Genomic DNA, 15,645 nt, shown 5'->3' with positions numbered 1-15,645 from the left:
TATGACGAACTACAAACAGCCCGTCTCGGTCCTCGTGGTGATCTACACCGCAGACCTGAAAGTGCTGTTGCTGGAGCGTGCCGACCACCCCGGCTACTGGCAGTCCGTCACCGGCAGTTGCGAGCCGGACGAGCCGTTGCGTGACACGGTGCTGCGCGAGGTGCGCGAAGAGACCGGGCTGGACGCAAACCTGCATGAACTGGCCGACTGGCAATCGCGGAACGTCTACGAGATCTACCCGCACTGGCGGCACCGTTACGCGCCAGGCGTCACCCATAACACCGAACATGTATTCGGGCTGCGGCTTCCCGGCGCTGCCCCCGTCCGGCTTGCATCGCGTGAACACTTGAACTTCCAGTGGCTGGCGTGGCAGGATGCGGCAGACAAAGTATTTTCCCCCAGCAATCGCGCGGCGATACTGGAACTACCAAATCACGCACAGAGGATATCTTGATGAAGCACCCGGGAAATATTGTCATTCCCGCGCAAGCGGGAATCCAGTCCAATTAAAGAACTCCCTCGCAACGCGAGGGACAAGGCCAAAAGGCTTATTTGATAAAACCAATGGATTCCCGCTTGCGCGGGAATGACGAACTTATCGAGGCACCTATGAGTGAACAGGGTATTCCCTTTTCTTATGAACATCCCGGCTCTCCAACAGCGGTGGCGTGGGCAAAAGTACCGCACGAACCCGATCCCGCCGGGAAAGCCGAACTGGTCGCGCGCATCAAGCGCATGCTGAAGGAACAGGACGCGGTGCTGGTGGCTCATTACTACGTGCATCCCGACCTGCAGGACCTGGCCGAAGCCACCGGCGGCATCGTCTCCGATTCACTCGACATGGCCAACTTCGGCCACCGCCATCCGGCCAGGACCATCGTCGTCGCCGGCGTACGCTTCATGGGCGAGACCGCCAAGATACTCAATCCCGAGAAGCGCGTACTGATGCCCGACCTCGAAGCGGAATGTTCGCTCGACCTCGGCTGCCAGGCGGACGAGTTCGCCGCGTTCTGCGATGCGCATCCCGACCGTGTGGTGGTGGTCTATGCCAACACCAGCGCGGCGGTGAAGGCGCGCGCCGACTGGATGGTGACCAGCTCCATCGCGCTGCCGGTGGTGAAGCACCTGCATGAGCAGGGCAAGAAGATACTGTGGGCGCCGGATCGCCACCTCGGTGCTTATGTGCAGGAACAGACCGGCGCGGACATGCTGCTATGGCAGGGTTCGTGCATCGTGCACGACGAATACAAGGCGAAGGAACTGCAGGAACTCAAGGCGCGGCACCCCGGCGCACGGGTACTGGTGCATCCCGAATCACCGCGCGCGGTGGTGCAACTCGCCGACGTGGTCGGCTCCACCTCCCAGCTCATCAAGGCCGCGCAAGATTCGGCAGCGAAGGAATTCATCGTCGCCACCGACAACGGAATCTTGCACAAGATGCGCACCCTGTGCCCGGACAAGCTCTTCCTCGAAGCGCCCACCGCCGGACCGGGTGCGAACTGCCGGAGTTGCAGCCACTGCCCGTGGATGGCGATGAACGGCCTGCTCAACCTGGCCGAAGTGCTGGAGCGCGGGCACAACGAGATCCACGTCGATCCCGCCATCATCCCGCGCGCCGTGCAGCCGATCAAACGCATGCTGGACTTCGCCAGGCAGATCGATCTGCCCACGCGCGGCATCGGCAACGCGTAAAGCGCCTGCTTGTGCCATGACCAGTCGCGCACTGAAATGCGTTATCCGATTTGAGCCAATTGGCTTAGGGACTTATGAGCACATCGCAGTCAGAATGGTAAAGCACGTTCTGGGTGACACTGCCCAGCAATAGTTGTTCGGCGTTTCCTCCGCCATGCTTACCAATGGCAATAAGATCAATTTTCAAGTTCTGCACTTGCTCAAATATCACGGATGAGGGAGAACCGAACAATACGAGCTTGGACAGCTTTTCGGCAGGCAAATGTTTGCCGTCAGTCGCAAAGGCTTCGAGATTACGGACGGCTCTGAGATATTCCTGTTCGCGATACTGCTGAATTCTCTCCTCCTTTACTCTGGTCATGCGCATACTTGACTCAAAGGGTACATGATAGGCGTGAATCAAGTGATGCCACGCATCCGGAAACATTTCCAAGGCCATGAGGGAAGCGCGGCGCGCATTCGCCGAAAAATCAGTGGCAATTGCAATATTCTGGTAGTGGCCGATGGCACGACCCTTCACTAGCAGGATAGGCGTATGTGCAGACTCGAGCAGCTTGAGTGCGGTCCCTCCCACTATCGCATCACGGATCCAATTCTCTCCGTGTTTTCCGACGACCACCAACCCCGCATCTCGCGATATGACAATTTTTTGAATTTCCTTTGAGGCACGACCATGCAGGATCTGTGTATCAGCGGTTATGCCGAAATCGTGTTTTAGTTGGGCACAAATCTCAACAAGTCTTTTTTGTGCGCTCTGAACTGGATCGAAAGCCTCCCAGCGATTTATATCGTAGATTCCACTTATGCTTGACCATACGCTATCGTTAAATACATGAATGAGGGTCAATGAGGCTCCCCATTCCTTAGCCAGTTTCGCAGCCCGTTCTACAGCCTGCTGAGCATTTTCGGAAAAATCTGTTGCCGCTATGATGGACCGATGCCTGAACATGGTGACCTTCTATCTGGATAAATCCGTTACAACAAAAAAACCAGTTCGCAGAAAAACTGAAATTACCGAACCAGATGTCTTGTTCAATCCATTAATGATTCAGGACGAACCTTCTCGGAATCAGTGGCAGCGCATAACGCAGCCTGGACGAGAGCGCATTATTGTTCAATAACCCTTGCGAAAGGTTGTACCGTTACATGACGGGCAGAAAAGTATGACCGATGTTTTGTTATAGTGAATCTTATGACCGCATGTAGAGCACGTAAGAGTGCAAGCCATGGTAATTTCGCCAGTTTTATATTCCAAAGCATCTTCAGTTCGTTCCGAAAGCCTAGTCAGCACTCCGCCGGAGGCATGCAGTAATTTTGCAAGTGATGATAGGGCACCCGCACCCAGTCGCGCGGGATTAACACCATCCTTAAGATCCACCCCCAACTGGTGCGCGTCAGCCATCGTATGATCGAGGTCGCGACGAAGATAGTTCTTGAACGCCTCGCCCTGCTCATTGGTGAATGAGCCCGCTTCCGCCATTTGCTGTTTTGCGGATTCCATCGATTTTTCACATGCCTCAAGGCTTATTTCTTTTCCGAGTTCAAAGAGTTCGTGAGATTTCTCAACAAATTGGTCATACAGAGCGACCAGCATGGAATCGCTGTCTGCTTTCGATATCTGACTTGGCTGTTCCGATTTTGTATCATCATTCATGATTAATCTCCCAGGTTAGTTAATACCAAGCACCGCTGTTTCAAGTATAAACCTGACTTACTCAACAAACTAGGTACCTGACACCGTGACACCAGAAGCGCCCACCGCCGGACCGGGTGCGAACTGCCGGAGTTGCAGCCACTGTCCGTGGATGGCGATGAACGGCCTGCTCAACCTTGCCGAAGTGCTGGAGCGCGGGCATAACGAGATCCATGTCGATCCCGCCATCATCCCGCGCGCCGTGCAGCCAATCAATCGCATTGGACTTCGCCAGGCAGATCAATCTGCCCACGCGCGGCATCGGCAACGCATAAAGCGCCTGCTTGTGCCATGAACTGCCAGTCGGTGCATCAATCTGAAATGCCCGTTGCTCGGCCTTTGCTGCCAGTGGCAGCCAGAGCAGCGAACGACCGGTATGGAATGGTCACCGGCCATAAGCGAGGGATAATCCTGAACGGCCGCTTCCTAGATACGTGATTGAGTACTCTCGACACGTTGCGGAAGTTCAACGCAGATAGGGATGAGCCACTGAAATTATTTGGGCTCCGTCCCCATTTCGTGATTAAAGTGGCAGCAAGCATGGACTTCTGATAGCGGAAGCTGCAAGTCCAGATACTCGGGCGCATCTTTAGCATCGGTCAAGAATAAAAAGCGGTATTCGGCCTCTACCGCGTAGTTGAGTGTCTTCTTGAAATATTCTGCGACATCTACGCTGTGGATTGTATTGGGCAGCTTGGCAGCCTGCGGCATCGTATAAGTGCGTGACTTTTGTCTGACGTATGTCACTTTGTCGAAGGCTACAATTTCTATTTTTATCTGCTTATAAATCTCGCGGGCCAATATTGTCAGAAAGAGTTCAACGTTTGTAATCGTAAAGTAGTCGTTCACGCCGAAGCGATTCAACAGGTGCGTTCCACGGGTTGCAGAGGTGCTCACCATATATGCGGGCGGCAAGGACAGCTTATGTTGAAAACGCATGAGCCCTCCATCGTTGACTGTGACTGAGTGAACATTGAAGCCAAGGATGGCCTTAGCCTGTGGGCCAGTAAAGTAGCCAGGACCTTGGATGAAAGTCGACTTGGTTCCTTCTGTTGAATCTTGCCGTATATCTCCAATTGTTTGATAGCTATGCTGTTTCTTGACTCTTAAGCGGCCTTCTTCCTGAAGGGTGAGTACATGTATCCCCTCCAAGTAGCGGAAAAGCTGACGTTCACGCCACGAGGGGTCGGCAGGAAAATAGTACTTCGGTGACATGGGAACGCAATCTATCGGCAAAAACCCTCAGGCACAAGCGGAAAAAAGTCTATGCATTTTTAGTGCTGGTTCTGGTACGAACTGGGGAGCCAATCAGAACCAGAAGCTGTACTTCCGCAATTGGCACACAGCACTCATAGCGGCATGTTACTCCATAGCGGACACCGACAGTAGCGAAGCGAAACCGCAGAATCAGACTCCGTTCAATCAATAAGGAGTCTGAAATGGAAACCTCTCAATCCCGCGAACCCTGGAATAAAGGCAAATTGATCGGGCAGAAGCCACCGCTGAAGCTGAAGGACATCTGGGCTATTCGTATTCACCTGCAACTCGGCAAACGTATCCGTGATCTGGCAATGTTTAACCTAGCCATCGACAGCAAGCTTCGAGGTTGTGATCTGGTCAACCTACGGGTTCGAGACGTTGCTCACGGCAACCAGATACTGACGCGGGCGATAGTAATTCAACGAAAGACTCAGAGGCCCGTGCAGTTTGAGCTGACGGAAGATACAAGAAATGCGGTCGCCGCATGGATTGCCAAGGCCAATCTGAAGCCGGAACAGCACTTGTTTCCAAGTCGGCTCCAAAGCTCTCTGCATGTTTCAACTAGGCAATACGCTAGGATTGTTCATCGATGGGTTGCAGATATTGGCCTTGATCCTACCGCATATGGCACCCATACGATGCGCCGAACTAAGGCTACTTTGATTTACCGACGAACCAAAAACCTGCGGGCAGTGCAACTATTGCTGGGCCACTCGAAGCTAGAAAGCACCGTGCGGTACCTGGGGATTGAAGTTGACGATGCACTGGAGATATCCGAACAAACCGAAATATAACCAATTGGTTAGCGGCTGACCTTCCGGTCAGTCGCTCTCTCGATCCATGGGTCAGGCGGCAATGGCCGCTTTGGAGTAGCATGGTGCTATGAGTGCTCCGTGCCATGACCCGCCCGTCAAGGTTGCAAATACGCAGCAAGAAAGCCGTCATTCGTGGTGCGCAGCAATGTGGATGCAGCGGTCATTGATATGAGGCGGCTATAGGATAGCCTAAGTCTTTCCTATATCCACATTTCTAGCATTGTTGCGTTATTCGGTATACCTCGCTAAGATAGCAATCAATTACTATCTTGGTGTTATGTCGTGTCTGCTCAGAAAATCAAAATACTACTGGTTGGGGTTGCGCTAGCAATCCTTTTTGCCTGGGTTGTCCTTACACAAGGACCGCTGGCCCCTGTCAAAGTCACAGTCGAGAAAGTCCAGGTCAGCAACCTTGCCAATAGCGTGTTTGGCATCGGTATCTTGAACGCCAGGCACAGTTACAACCTAGCCCCCACCATAACAAGCCGAGTGAAAAGCGTGCTTGTCGATCAGGGTGATAGTGTTGTCACTGGACAAGTACTGGCCGAAATGGATCCAATTGATCTGGATGACAAGTTGGCGGGCAGTCAGCGTGTGGTTCAGAAAACGGCCAATGCGATCTTGGCGGCGGAAGCGCAAGTAAGCGAAGCACAAAGTCGTTTCAAAACCTTCTCTGCAACCGCGACCCGATATCAGGAGTTGCGTGAACGCGGCTTCGTTAGCCAAGAGATGTACGATGCAAAACAGCACGAAAAGAATGCGGCCGAGGCCGCCTTGGCAGCATCTTCGGCAAATCTCGCCATCGCTCGCGATGAGCATGCCAGATCACAAATCGACGCGCGCGGCATCGGCAAGGCGCGCGCACAAACGCGACTGGTAAGTCCGATCGATGGCGTGGTCGCGGCCAGGTCGGTTGAGTCAGGGAGCACGCTCGTTGGCGGGCAGGTCGCGCTTCAGGTAATCGATCCAAACAGCCTATGGGTTGAAACGCGCATCGCACAACAACAAGCGGGTTTGGTTCGTGTCGGGCAAGTGGCAGAAATCATGTTGCGTTCACAACCTCATGTTCCACTTATGGGTAAGGTCGCACGCATCGATATAGTGAGCGATGCGGTGACTGAAGAGCGCATCGTCAACGTTTCGCTACATGGCGCACAAGCCAGCATCGGCGAATATGCGGAAGTCACACTCAAACTACCCGCGCTGAATGACACGCGCAGCATCCCCAGCGCAGCCCTTAAACGCGTGGATAACCAGAATGGGGTATGGGTCTTGCAGGATAGCAAGGTGGCGTTCAAGTCCGTCAAAATCGGCCTCTCCACGATGGATGGACGTACCCAAATATTAGATGGATTGGTCGATGGTGATGAGGTGATTGTGTATAGCCAGCAAGCTTTGCGCGAGGGTCTAAAAGTTAAAGTAGTGTCCGCGCTGGTTAAAGGCTAATTCATGATCAATTTGGCGAGCCGCGACATTCTGCATGGCTGGGGGAAATTCGTTTTCACCGGCGTGGGTCTTGGCTTGCTGATCGGTGTGACGCTGACCATGGCAGGCGTCTATCGCGGCATGGTGGATGATGCACGCGTGCTGATCGAGAATGCGGGGGCCGATCTGTGGGTGGTGCAGCAGGACACCTTGGGGCCGTATGCCGAACCCTCCAGCGTGCATGATGATGTAGCCAAAGACTTGCTGGGCATGCCGGGCATACTTGAAGCGGGCAATGTTACCTACCTGACCATGCAGATACGCCACAACAACAAAGACATCCGCGTGATGTTGGTGGGTTTTGAGGCGGGCAAGCCGGGTGAACCGGCTTATCTTGTTGCGGGTCGTCCAATCACACGTTCGCACTATGAAGCACTGGTCGACATCAAGACCGGTCTTGCCGTAGGTGACACGGTCACCATCCGCCGCCACGAATACACCGTGGTTGGGCTCACACGCCGCATGGTCTCATCAGGTGGCGATCCGATGATCTTCATTCCGCTTAAGGATGCGCAGGAAGTACAATTCCTTAAAGACAACGATGCGCTCGTGAACGAACGTGCGCGCACTGCTGCGAACCCGGCCTTCAATCGTCCGGGGGTCCCCGGATTGTTGGAAGCGATACAAGCCAGCCAGACATCGAGTCGATTCGTGAATGCCGTGTTGGTGCGCACTGTGCAGGGTAGCGAGGCCACAGTATCTGAGCAGATCGTGCGCTGGAAACACTTGCAAGCTTATTCCAAAGATCAGATGGATGAGATTCTGGTGGCGCGCCTGATCGCCACTTCATCCAAACAGATATTCATGTTCCTTGTGATTCTCGCCATCGTCAGTGCGGCCATCGTCGCCTTCATTATTTTCACGATGACCATGAACAAGGTACGCGAGATTGCGGTGCTCAAGTTGATCGGGGCGACCAACAGGACCATCAGCGGCATGATTCTGCAACAAGCCTTAAGCCTGGGTTTGATCGGGTTCCTAGTGGGCAAGTTGTCGGCAACGTTGTGGGCACCTATGTTCCCCAAATATGTGTTGCTAGTGTCGGGCGATGCCGTTTTGGGATTCCTTCTGGTGATGCTCATGTGTGCACTTGCCAGTGTCTTCGCTATTCGCGCTGCACTACGAATCGACCCAGCAACTGCGATTGGCGGCTGAGATGAGTGAACCTGCCATTCACATCGAGAACTTGAAGAAGCGCTACGGCGAGGGCGATACCGCCGTGGATGCGCTCAAAGGCGTGGACATGACTATCTGGCCGGGAGAGGTGGTGGGGTTGGTTGGCCCCAGCGGTTCCGGAAAGAGCACGCTACTCAAATGCTTGGGGGCAGTCATTGAACCCACTGCTGGCCGCATGACGTTGGGCGGGCAAGCAATCTATGACGAGGCATGGAAAATCGACGATTTGCGCACCCTGCGCCGTGATCGCATCGGTTTCATCTTCCAAGCGCCTTACTTGATTCCGTTCTTGGATGTCACCGATAACGTCGCCTTGCTGCCGATGTTGGCTGGCATCTCGAATGCTGACTCTCGTATTCGGGCACAAGAATTGTTAACAGCACTGGATGTAGGTCACCGCTCCAAGGCGGCTGTTTCACAACTCTCGGGGGGAGAACAGCAACGTGTCTCCATTGCCCGTGCGTTGGCCAATCATCCGCCGGTCATTCTGGCTGATGAGCCGACCGCGCCGCTGGATAGCGAACGTGCGCTCAACGTGGTGCGCATCCTGAATCAGATGGCGGAGCAATATCAAACTGCCATCATCGTCGTGACCCATGACGAGAAGATCATCCCCACGTTCAAGCGCATCTATCATATTCGTGATGGGCGTACGTATGAGGAAGCTGGCGAAGGTAGACACGTTTAACGATTTATTCAAAGGAGAGCGATATTGAATCAAGAAACTGTAAAGAAACGGATGAGTTCGGAGGAGCGCCAAAGCGAAATTATTCGTGTGGCGGTGGAGCTGGCTGCCGACAAAGGCGTGGACAGCGTCACCACACAAGATATGGCAGATGCCATGAACCTTACACAAGGCGCCATCTTTAGACACTTTGCGACCAAGGACGACATCTGGTTTGCCGTAATCGTATGGGTGCGCGAACGCCTGATGAAAGTATTGGAGAAGGCCGCCGCCGATTCGACTGATCCCTTGAATGCCATCGAGCGTATGTTCTTTGCGCACATCACGTTCATCAGCAAACATCCTGCTATTCCCCGTTTGCTGTTCACTGAATTGCTACATAAAAAGAACGGTAAGTTGCGTCAACTTATTGAAGGGATTATTTCTGGTTATGAGACCAAGATTGCAGGTTTGTTGGAAGAAGCAAAATCACAGTCTTTGGCATCAAATGAACTCGACAGCCAAAGTGCGGCTGTGCTCTACATCGGCATGATTCAAGGGTTGGTAATGCAGTCATCTGTATTTGGTGGAAAGCATGCACTCCAGCGTCAAGCAGAAAAAACATTCCCGATCTTTTTACACGGCGTGAAAACACGCAATTAGTTTGTTACCCACACTAGGAGTCTCCATGAAGAAGCAAACAATCTTAGCTGTATCCCTTATCACCTTCGCATTATCTGTATCTCATGCACAAGCCGCAGAACCACTTGAGTTACAAAAAGTGATGAAGGAGTTGGGCAAGAACATGCAAGCTATCACTGACGGCATCGCGCGCGAAGATTGGGAACTGGTCGCCAAGACGGCTCCACACATTGCCGCGCATCCACAACCGCCGATGGCCGAAAAAATGCGCATCATGAGTTTCATGGGGTCTGAGATGTCCAAGTTCAAAGCGCTCGACGCTGAGACGCATAAGGCCGCACATGGTCTTGAACATGCCGCACATGAGAAGGACGGGCAGAAAGTCATCGCCGCTTTTCAGCAAGTGCAAACCACTTGTTTGAATTGCCACCAAACCTTTCGGAGCAAGTTCGTTGACCACTTCTATGGCACGCCAAGCAAGTAAATCAGCTATTGATAAATCATTATTTAGGGGGAAGGCAATATGAAGAATTGCAAATTGAGTTGGATTATGGTTGCCGTTCTGGCCGTTATCATTTCAGCATTGGGGTACAAATTCACGGTAGGTAATGTGCAGCCGTCTGATGATGGGCGTCAGGCAGTCATGCTAAGTAAAGATGAACGCAACGCCTTGCTGCTGGAGATGCGTATGTGGCTGAAAAGCTCCCAAGGAATATTGGAAGCGGCTTCGGCGAAAGATTTCGATGCGGTCATCAAATCAGCCAAAGCATCTGGAATGGGTGCCGAGGCAGATACTCCTGGCTCGCTGTTCAGGAAGCTTCCAGTTGAGATGAAGGCGCTGGGTTTTGATACGCGAGGAAAATTTGACGATATCGCAGTCGAAGCTGCAAAGTCAAAAGACAGCAATCTGGTAGTTGCCAAGCTGAGTGCGGCCATGAATAACTGCATTGCTTGCCACGAAATTTATCGCTTCGTAGAAGAAACCAAATAAACAAAGTCGAACCGTTCGGGTCTGGCACTTATCTCAAAGAAAGGTGGCATCAGTATGACTACACTTAAACATCCTCGAGGCTGGCTAATAACGTCACTCTCGATCGTGGCAATCCTCTTTGGTTTAATGACGATCAAGGAGGGAGGGGCAGTGTTGCTGGGCAACGAGGCGGCAGTTTCTGCGGCTGGAAACTATGTGCCATTCGTGCTTTGGTTTAATTTCTTATCGGGATTTGCCTATATCGCTGCTGGCGTTGGATTTTGGTTGCAGAAACGTTGGGCGGTTTGGCTGGCCATTGTAATTGCCGCAGGGATTGCGCTCGCATTTGCCGCTTTCGGCATGCACATCAACTTCGGTGGCGCCTATGAACAACGCACGATTATTGCGATGGGTATGCGTACTGCGGTGTGGTTTGTGATTGCGAGTGTGACGACTCATCTGATGTTTCGCAACCGTTTTTGAAGGTGCTTATGAAATGTGAGCTACTTCATGTCTCTTGATCTGAATAAATTGGCGCGTGAACCCGCTACTGAATAGGTTGTTAGCATGAACGGCAGGCCTAATCGTGCAAAGATCTGCTGTTCGTTAACGAAGAAAAGCATATGACGGGCAATCCGTTACACCAGAAATATTTTGTTACTAAAAACAGTTATCGCCTGTGACAAAAGTCACATAGATCCTTGCGAATTCCAGTGATACTGCAATCGCACCAACAAGCAAGTTTGTAATTTATCAATTAGATTTCGTTGACGTTGTGAAAATAATCAATTAATTTTTCGGAGGCTTAAAATGAAAAACCTGACAGCATTGAAAGTAATCACTGTGGCAGCACTTATTGGAAGTGGAGTTGCGATTGCAGATGAGGTGACTACAACGCCTGTTCAAGCTCAAACGCAAAATCGACAAGTGCTTGGCAAAGAAATGATGAGCCAAGAAGAACGTGATGAACAGCGGAACAAGATGCGTAATGCTACGACAGCCGAAGAACGCGAAACAATCCGTTCAGAACAACACGAAGAAATGAAGGCGCGTGCATCTGAGTTGGGTAAATCTATTTCTGATACTCCATCGACGCGTCGTCAAGGTGGTGGTCAGGGTAAAGGCAGTGGTATGGGCAGTGGTATGGGCGGTGGTATGGGCGGTGGACAAGGCGGCATGGGTAGTGGTCGCGGAGGTCGATAGGATTAATTAGCAACACATCCTCGCCTTCCCGAAACTCCAGACCGGTTGCTACAACTGACGATCACGGGAATTCGAGGATCAGGTGCCAAACCAGGCTTATGGCTCTGTTGTGCTGAGCCTTGAGCTCTAAAAACGCATTGAGCACCTGAAGCTTAACTAGTTCTCAGCCATAAACAGTTGCCAGCTCGCAATGATGAACTGGCACAACGTGTAGGACAAAGCCGGTCGCCAGCATCAGCTATCAATGATTTGAACAAATTGGCGCTGGTGCCCACCTCTGAATAGGCTGTTCGAATGAGTGTTAGGCCAAATCGTGCCATTTGGTGATGGTCAAGGTGTTAAATACACTGCAAGAAAGCCGACGCTCGTGACCAGCAACAACGGGTCGTTTGTACGCATTCGCCGAAGTTGGAAGCGGCCATTCAGCGGCATTTCAAGCCAATGGCCGGTGTACGTTGCATAGCTGACCTAGATGGGACAGTACGCCACCGGCAGCATTGGCCGAACAGCAGGCACTAATCCGATCAACATAGAGCGTCAGCACCTGATACAAAACCAAACTTCAACAGTTCTACATTGGAACAGTCAAAACCCTCAGCCATCGAACTGCCACATGTCCATCGCCAGCATGCCGTAGGTCATCACGCGGTTCAGGCGCTGTGATTTTCTGATGTCGTGTGCAGCGCCGAGCGCGACGAACAGCGGCAACAGGTGTTCGTCGGTGGGATGGTTCTGCACGGCATGCGGCGCGCGGCTGCGATATTCGACTAGCGCTTCCAGGTCGCCCGCTTCGATCTTTTCCGCGATCCAGTCGCAGAACCCCGTCACCCATTCCGGCGAGGGTTCGCCTTGCGGGTGGTTGAACAGGGCGCGCAGGTTGTGGGTGATGGAACCACTGCCGACGATCAGCACGCCCTGCTCGCGCAGCGGGCGCAGCGCGCGGCCCACCGCGATATGCCAGGCCGGATCGCGCTCCGGCTGCAACGAGAGTTGCGCGACCGGGATGTCCGCTTCGGGGAACATGAGCCGCAGCGGCACCCATGCGCCGTGATCCAGCCCGCGCGTCGCGTCCCGTTGCACCGCTATCCCGGCCTGTTGCAACGCATCGACCACCGCTTGCGCCAGCGCCGGTGCACCGGGTGCGAAATAATGCAGTTCGTAAAGTTCGGCGGGGAAGCCGTAGAAGTCGTGGATGGTTTCCGGTTCGACCGCGCTGCTGACGGTCGGGACTGGCGTCTCCCAGTGCGCGGAGATCACCAGGATCGCCGATGGCCGGGGCAATCGTTCGCCCAGTTGCCGCCAGGCCGCGCCCGTTTCGCCGGAATCGAGCGACAGGGTCGGGGCACCGTGTGAGACGAACAGGACAGGCAGGGTCATGCGCGGATGCTAGCACGATGAAGCCGCGCTGTATCTGGACTAGAATGTCAGCGTCAATCCATGGAGGACTCAGATGGAACTCAGACAACTGGGCACAAGCGATTTGCGCGTTTCCGCGCTATGTCTCGGTACGATGACGTTCGGCGAACAGAACAGCGAAACGGATGCGCACGCGCAACTCGATTACGCGGTGTCGCGCGGCGTGAATTTCATCGATACCGCGGAGATGTACCCGGTGCCGCCGCGCGAGACGGTGCATCGTACCGAGAGCTATATCGGCACCTGGCTGAAGCACCAGCAGCGCGACAGGTTGGTCATCGCGACCAAGATCGCCGGCCCCGTCGCGCGGCTTCGGCTGGATACGCAACGGCCCGCGCATCAACCGCGAACACATCAATGCCGCGATCGACGCCAGCCTGAAGCGCTTGCAGACCGACTACGTCGATCTTTACCAGATCCATTGGCCGGACCGCTATGTGCCGATGTTCGGCGGCACAAGTTACGACATCGCGCAGGAACACGACAGTACGCCGATCATCGGGCGGTTGCAGGTGCTGGCGGAATTAGTACGGGCCGGCAAGGTGCGCCACATCGGTCTGTCCAACGAGACGCCGTGGGGCGTGGCGGAGTTCGTGCGCTGCGCTGCACAGGCGGGATTACCGAAGATCGTCTCGATCCAGAATGCCTACCACCTGATGAACCGCACCTACGAGAACGGCCTCGCGGAAGTCTGCCGCCATGCGAACGTCGGCCTGCTCGCCTACAGTCCGCTGGCGTTCGGCTGGCTCACCGGGAAATACCTGGATGCCCCGGAGGCCAAAGGACGCGTCACGCTGTTCCCCGGTTTCGGCCAGCGCTACAACAAGCCCAACGTCCCGGTCGCCAGCAGGGAGTACGTGCGCATCGCCCGCGAGGCCGGGATGAGCCCTGCGACGATGGCGCTGGCTTTGCGCGCACGCGCTGGTTCACCGCCAGTGTGATACTCGGCGCGACGAGCCTGGATCAGTTGAAGGAGAATCTGGACAGTGCGGAAGTGATGCTGTCGGCGGAAATGATGGAAAAGATCGAGGCCGTGCATCAACGGTATCCGAACCCGGCACCCTGATATGCATAAGGATGCGCTGATTAAGTCGTCATTCCCGCGAAAGCGGGAATCCACCTTGTTGATTCGACTGGGTTCCCGCTTTGCGAGCAGCCGCTACGCGACTTGCCTGCTTACCCCTTTGCGCGGGAACGACAAAAACAGACTTGTTCAGCGTTCCCATAAGTCGACATGGCAGCGGTTCCTGTTGGCCGCCCTTGCCCTGCTGGCGGTTGCCTGCGGCGAGAAGGCGGGCGAGACCGCGCTCCCTGCCGGCAGCACGGTCCTGGCGCTGGGTGACAGCCTGACCGCCGGGGCCGGCGTGTCTGCCGAAGAGGCATGGCCCGCCCTGCTGGCGAGCCGGACGGGATGGGACATCATCAACGGCGGGATCAACGGCAACACGAGCAGCGATGCCTTGAAGCGCCTGCCGGGGCTGCTCGACCAGCACGACCCCGCGTTGGTATTGGTGACACTGGGCGGGAACGACATGCTGCGCCATCTGCCCGAGGAAGAGACCGTCGCCAACCTGGAACAGATCATCGGGCTTGTCCGGCAGCACGGGGCGAAGCCGGTACTGCTGGCCACGCCGAAGCCCAGTCTCGCGGGCGCCGTTTTCCAGAATCTGTCGCCGCCCGATTTCTACCGGCAAGTGGCCGATGCGCAGCATGTTCCGCTGATCGAGGATGCCGTCGCCGAGGTGCTGTCCGATCCGAAAATGAAGGGCGACCCGCTGCACCCGAATGCCGAAGGCCATGTACTGTTGTCCGGAAAACTGTTCGACGCCCTGCAGTCGATCGGGTATGCCCGGTAATCGCGCCTTCCCGCGTCATCTGGAATCGCCAGCGCACTCGCAAAATCCGCGGATATGCGCAACAATGTAGCCCCTTTTGCACCGCTGGCAATGCAAACCGCCTCCATACCGGAATTGCCACTTGTTACGCTCCGACGAACATGAACCCTACAGCAACCATCGGCAAATATCAGGTCATCCGCAAACTCCGGACGGGGGCGACCAGCACGGTCTACCTGGCGCACGATCCCTTTGCGGAAAGGAATGTTGCCATCAAGGTGCTGGACCAGAAGATTCTGAACGATCCGCGCGCCGGGAAAGTCTACCGGCACCAGCTGAATACCGAGGCATCGCTGGCGGGGCGGCTGTCCCATCCGCATATCGTCGCGATCTATGATGCGGTGATCGACGATGAATCCGCTATATCGTGATGGAATACGTCGAGGCGGAACACTCGAGAAGCACGCCGAACCGAAAGGGTTGCTGGATATCGCGCGCGTCGTCAGGGTCATCTTCAAATGTTGCCGCGCCCTGAACTACGCGCAATTCAAGGGTGATCCACCGCGACATCAAGCCGGCCAATATCCTTCCGGCCCGTCCGGAAGAGATCAAGGTGTCCGATCTGGAGCGCCGCGATCGTTCCGAGCATGGATCGAACCCAGATCCGGCAACATCAGGTCTCCCGGATACATATCGCCCGAACAGATCAACGCAGCGAAACATTGACGCACCAGACCGACATCTTTTTCGCCTCGGCGTGGTGATGTACCGGCTGCTGACCGGACGATCACCTT

The 15,645-nt window shown here is 54.5% G+C and carries 19 protein-coding genes and 1 pseudogene; 16 read left to right on the top strand and 4 right to left on the bottom strand.

The annotated features are described in order from the left end of the window. Position 1 precedes the first annotated feature (1 nt). Entirely contained in the window at positions 2-454 is a 453-nt protein-coding gene (gene nudB / locus IPM27_00100; protein MBK9159969.1) for a dihydroneopterin triphosphate diphosphatase, read from the top strand. A 155-nt stretch (positions 455-609) separates the two neighbouring features. Then, positions 610-1,692: a quinolinate synthase NadA gene (gene nadA / locus IPM27_00095; protein MBK9159968.1), complete on the top strand. Its 1,083-nt coding sequence runs from the start codon at positions 610-612 to the stop codon at positions 1,690-1,692. A gap of 64 nt (positions 1,693-1,756) precedes the next feature. Here nadA (IPM27_00095) and IPM27_00090 read toward each other — a convergent pair whose 3' ends face one another. Both IPM27_00090 and IPM27_00085 read right to left on the bottom strand, forming a co-directional pair. After that, complete coding sequence (locus tag IPM27_00090) at positions 1,757-2,641, bottom strand: universal stress protein (GenBank protein MBK9159967.1); 885 nt, start codon at positions 2,639-2,641, stop codon at positions 1,757-1,759. 165 nt (positions 2,642-2,806) lie between these two features. Next, on the bottom strand, positions 2,807-3,346 hold the full coding sequence (locus IPM27_00085; GenBank protein MBK9159966.1) for a hypothetical protein: 540 nt from the start codon (positions 3,344-3,346) through the stop codon (positions 2,807-2,809). An 85-nt stretch (positions 3,347-3,431) separates the two neighbouring features. Between IPM27_00085 and nadA (IPM27_00080) the strand changes: the two genes are divergently transcribed. After that, positions 3,432-3,680, top strand: a complete 249-nt coding sequence (gene nadA, locus IPM27_00080) for a quinolinate synthase NadA (protein MBK9159965.1) — start codon at positions 3,432-3,434, stop codon at positions 3,678-3,680. A 200-nt stretch (positions 3,681-3,880) separates the two neighbouring features. Here nadA (IPM27_00080) and IPM27_00075 read toward each other — a convergent pair whose 3' ends face one another. Then, positions 3,881-4,600, bottom strand: coding sequence for a hypothetical protein (locus tag IPM27_00075; protein ID MBK9159964.1), 720 nt, complete (start codon positions 4,598-4,600; stop codon positions 3,881-3,883). A 224-nt stretch (positions 4,601-4,824) separates the two neighbouring features. Here IPM27_00075 and IPM27_00070 point away from each other — a divergent pair, with 224 nt between their 5' ends. The 9 genes from IPM27_00070 to IPM27_00030 all read left to right on the top strand — a co-directional run bounded on the left by IPM27_00070 (position 4,825) and on the right by IPM27_00030 (position 11,600). After that, positions 4,825-5,439 carry a tyrosine-type recombinase/integrase gene (locus IPM27_00070; GenBank protein MBK9159963.1) on the top strand — a complete coding sequence of 205 codons (615 nt, stop codon included), beginning with the start codon at positions 4,825-4,827 and terminating at the stop codon, positions 5,437-5,439. Between the two features lie 303 nt (positions 5,440-5,742). Continuing rightward, positions 5,743-6,906, top strand: coding sequence for an efflux RND transporter periplasmic adaptor subunit (locus IPM27_00065; GenBank protein MBK9159962.1), 1,164 nt, complete (start codon positions 5,743-5,745; stop codon positions 6,904-6,906). A gap of 3 nt (positions 6,907-6,909) precedes the next feature. Further along, complete coding sequence (locus IPM27_00060; GenBank protein MBK9159961.1) at positions 6,910-8,100, top strand: ABC transporter permease; 1,191 nt, start codon at positions 6,910-6,912, stop codon at positions 8,098-8,100. A 1-nt stretch (position 8,101) separates the two neighbouring features. Beyond that, positions 8,102-8,809, top strand: a complete 708-nt coding sequence (locus IPM27_00055; GenBank protein MBK9159960.1) for an ABC transporter ATP-binding protein — start codon at positions 8,102-8,104, stop codon at positions 8,807-8,809. Between the two features lie 24 nt (positions 8,810-8,833). After that, positions 8,834-9,448 carry a TetR/AcrR family transcriptional regulator gene (locus IPM27_00050; protein MBK9159959.1) on the top strand — a complete coding sequence of 205 codons (615 nt, stop codon included), beginning with the start codon at positions 8,834-8,836 and terminating at the stop codon, positions 9,446-9,448. Between the two features lie 25 nt (positions 9,449-9,473). Then, positions 9,474-9,911: a cytochrome c gene (locus IPM27_00045; protein MBK9159958.1), complete on the top strand. Its 438-nt coding sequence runs from the start codon at positions 9,474-9,476 to the stop codon at positions 9,909-9,911. A gap of 39 nt (positions 9,912-9,950) precedes the next feature. Continuing rightward, complete coding sequence (locus IPM27_00040) at positions 9,951-10,418, top strand: hypothetical protein (GenBank protein ID MBK9159957.1); 468 nt, start codon at positions 9,951-9,953, stop codon at positions 10,416-10,418. A 54-nt stretch (positions 10,419-10,472) separates the two neighbouring features. Further along, positions 10,473-10,880 (top strand): hypothetical protein, encoded by a 408-nt coding sequence (locus tag IPM27_00035; GenBank protein ID MBK9159956.1) that lies wholly within the window; start codon positions 10,473-10,475, stop codon positions 10,878-10,880. 402 nt (positions 10,881-11,282) lie between these two features. Beyond that, positions 11,283-11,600: a hypothetical protein gene (locus IPM27_00030; GenBank protein MBK9159955.1), complete on the top strand. Its 318-nt coding sequence runs from the start codon at positions 11,283-11,285 to the stop codon at positions 11,598-11,600. 594 nt (positions 11,601-12,194) lie between these two features. Here IPM27_00030 and IPM27_00025 read toward each other — a convergent pair. Next, positions 12,195-12,977, bottom strand: coding sequence for a dioxygenase (locus tag IPM27_00025; GenBank protein MBK9159954.1), 783 nt, complete (start codon positions 12,975-12,977; stop codon positions 12,195-12,197). Between the two features lie 73 nt (positions 12,978-13,050). Between IPM27_00025 and IPM27_00020 the strand changes: the two are divergent. The 4 genes and pseudogenes from IPM27_00020 to IPM27_00005 all read left to right on the top strand — a co-directional run. Beyond that, a pseudogene (locus IPM27_00020) lies at positions 13,051-14,082 on the top strand (aldo/keto reductase). A 1-nt stretch (position 14,083) separates the two neighbouring features. After that, positions 14,084-14,872, top strand: a complete 789-nt coding sequence (locus IPM27_00015) for an arylesterase (protein ID MBK9159953.1) — start codon at positions 14,084-14,086, stop codon at positions 14,870-14,872. Between the two features lie 140 nt (positions 14,873-15,012). Continuing rightward, the gene (locus IPM27_00010; protein MBK9159952.1) at positions 15,013-15,282 is read left to right on the top strand and encodes a hypothetical protein; all 270 of its coding nucleotides are present in this window, start codon (positions 15,013-15,015) and stop codon (positions 15,280-15,282) included. A gap of 122 nt (positions 15,283-15,404) precedes the next feature. Next, positions 15,405-15,645, top strand: a 241-nt coding sequence (locus tag IPM27_00005) for a serine/threonine protein kinase (protein ID MBK9159951.1), incomplete at its 3' end; no start/stop codon positions are given.

This window comes from Nitrosomonadales bacterium (genome assembly GCA_016716325.1).
Taxonomy (GTDB): domain Bacteria; phylum Pseudomonadota; class Gammaproteobacteria; order Burkholderiales; family Gallionellaceae; genus Gallionella.
This window is presented reverse-complemented; position numbering and strand designations above follow the sequence as displayed.

Coding starts and splice junctions, on each gene's coding strand:
- IPM27_00010 (MBK9159952.1), top strand. CDS start 15,013: ATGAACCCTACAGCAACCATCGGCAAATATCAGGTCATCCGCAAACTC.
- IPM27_00090 (MBK9159967.1), bottom strand. CDS start 2,641: ATGTTCAGGCATCGGTCCATCATAGCGGCAACAGATTTTTCCGAAAAT.
- IPM27_00025 (MBK9159954.1), bottom strand. CDS start 12,977: ATGACCCTGCCTGTCCTGTTCGTCTCACACGGTGCCCCGACCCTGTCG.
- IPM27_00035 (MBK9159956.1), top strand. CDS start 10,473: ATGACTACACTTAAACATCCTCGAGGCTGGCTAATAACGTCACTCTCG.
- IPM27_00075 (MBK9159964.1), bottom strand. CDS start 4,600: ATGTCACCGAAGTACTATTTTCCTGCCGACCCCTCGTGGCGTGAACGT.
- nudB (MBK9159969.1), top strand. CDS start 2: ATGACGAACTACAAACAGCCCGTCTCGGTCCTCGTGGTGATCTACACC.
- nadA (MBK9159968.1), top strand. CDS start 610: ATGAGTGAACAGGGTATTCCCTTTTCTTATGAACATCCCGGCTCTCCA.
- IPM27_00085 (MBK9159966.1), bottom strand. CDS start 3,346: ATGAATGATGATACAAAATCGGAACAGCCAAGTCAGATATCGAAAGCA.
- IPM27_00015 (MBK9159953.1), top strand. CDS start 14,084: ATGCATAAGGATGCGCTGATTAAGTCGTCATTCCCGCGAAAGCGGGAA.
- IPM27_00045 (MBK9159958.1), top strand. CDS start 9,474: ATGAAGAAGCAAACAATCTTAGCTGTATCCCTTATCACCTTCGCATTA.
- IPM27_00060 (MBK9159961.1), top strand. CDS start 6,910: ATGATCAATTTGGCGAGCCGCGACATTCTGCATGGCTGGGGGAAATTC.
- IPM27_00070 (MBK9159963.1), top strand. CDS start 4,825: ATGGAAACCTCTCAATCCCGCGAACCCTGGAATAAAGGCAAATTGATC.
- IPM27_00055 (MBK9159960.1), top strand. CDS start 8,102: ATGAGTGAACCTGCCATTCACATCGAGAACTTGAAGAAGCGCTACGGC.
- IPM27_00040 (MBK9159957.1), top strand. CDS start 9,951: ATGAAGAATTGCAAATTGAGTTGGATTATGGTTGCCGTTCTGGCCGTT.